The sequence below is a fragment of the Vibrio sp. 970 genome (assembly GCF_033339075.1).
The window spans coordinates 1-751 of sequence record NZ_JAWOTW010000245.1 but is presented as its reverse complement, the minus strand read 5'-3'; the positions used below and the strand labels follow the sequence as shown (position 1 = coordinate 751).

The 751-nt window shown below is 44.7% G+C and carries 1 protein-coding gene and 1 pseudogene; one reads left to right on the top strand and one right to left on the bottom strand.

Annotated features, from left to right (window positions below):
* Positions 1-588 (bottom strand): aldo/keto reductase family oxidoreductase (locus tag R7Q11_RS25960; RefSeq protein WP_225466977.1); only part of this gene is annotated, 588 nt, incomplete at its 3' end.
* Positions 589-683: 95 nt separating this feature from the next.
* On the opposite strand from R7Q11_RS25960, the pseudogene R7Q11_RS25955 reads away from it, so the two are divergent.
* A pseudogene (locus R7Q11_RS25955) lies at positions 684-751 on the top strand (XRE family transcriptional regulator); the annotation flags it as partial.

The following is a 751-nucleotide window of genomic DNA, read 5'->3' as shown; positions in this document are numbered from 1 at the left end:
TCCATCGTGCGCAACCTCAAAATTAAGCGGGTTGATTTCCACTTGGTTAGTCACAAGAGGTTTACCAAGGCGCGATTGCAGCAATTCGAACTGACGCGGCGTAAAATTGGACACACCAAAGTGCTTCACTTTACCGACTTTGTGCAGCTCCGTGAATGCTTCCGCAACTTCATCAGCATCCATCAATACATCTGGACGATGGATCAATAGCACATCGATTTCATCCACATTTAAGCGCTCAAGTGAGTTGTTCACTGATTGGTAAATGTGTGCCGAACTTGTGTCGTAGTGATTAATTTTGCGTTCAGGTGTTTTGTCACCACACAAATTAATGTCACATTTGGTCACGATCTGGATTTGGTCGCGTACGCTTTTATCCAAAGCTAACGCTTCACCAAACAACGCTTCACATTCGTAGTTACCGTAAATGTCTGCGTGATCGACCGTCGTGATCCCTAACTCAATATGTTGCTTAAGAAATGACAAACGCTCTTGAGCCGTCATTCCCCAATCTGCCGCACGCCAATATCCTTGAACTAGCTCTGAAAATTCAGGGCCATTTGGTGCAGTCACAACTTTTGCAACCATGGGTTTTCTCCTTTAATTGAACTGCATTCATCCTAGTCTTGTTTTCACATCGTCTCAACGGGTAAACTTTCGCAATTCGAACTGGAGTACGAAATATGTCTTTTGCCCAACGTTTAGCCACTTTGATTGGCGAAGAAAGCATCAGCGGATTTGCGCGACGCGT